Genomic DNA, 570 nt, shown 5'->3' on the forward strand with positions numbered 1-570 from the left:
TGGCTATAGCTGTGATCTGGACTAAGTACGCTGGCGAAGTGATGGTTTCTTCTTCAAGTGCTGTTGCACTGGTTGGCCTATTTGCATTCATCATTACCATTGCCGTCGAAGTACGAACTAAGAAAAGTATCATTTATAAAAAGATAAATTTACTGGAACAACCTCAGTAAACGACAGTAGGAACAGAAAATGTCAGATAACAATGTCCAAACCAGTGCTGAACATAGCGATAAAAAAATTAGCCAAGCTCGCTCTTTCACTTACTATATTTTTGCCTTAGTTGCTGCTCTTTGGCTTTACACCTTATGGGCGGACAGAATGACGCCAATGACAGATCAAGCTAGAGTAAATGGCCAATTGATCCGAATTAGCCCAGAAGTCTCTGGCCCTATTTCACAAGTACTTATTACTAACAATAGTATTGTCAAGGCAGGAGATGAACTCGTCACGATCGATCCGCGTCCTTTTGAACTAGCCGTTAAAGCCGCCAAATTTGATTTGCAACAAGCAGCTCAGTCTTATGAAGCGGATTCAGCAGCAATCAGTGTCGCTCAAGCAAATGAAGTCGCA

At 41.9% G+C, this 570-nt stretch carries 1 protein-coding gene and 1 pseudogene; both read left to right on the plus strand.

What is annotated here, in order from left to right; genetic code table 11:
- Nucleotides 1-170 (plus strand): annotated as a pseudogene (locus tag R7R78_RS28360) (permease); the annotation flags it as partial.
- 19 nt (nt 171-189) lie between these two features.
- A partial coding sequence (locus R7R78_RS28365) for a biotin/lipoyl-binding protein (RefSeq protein WP_225474881.1) occupies nt 190-570 on the plus strand: 381 nt, incomplete at its 3' end.

The sequence above is a fragment of the Vibrio sp. 2134-1 genome (genome assembly GCF_033339495.1).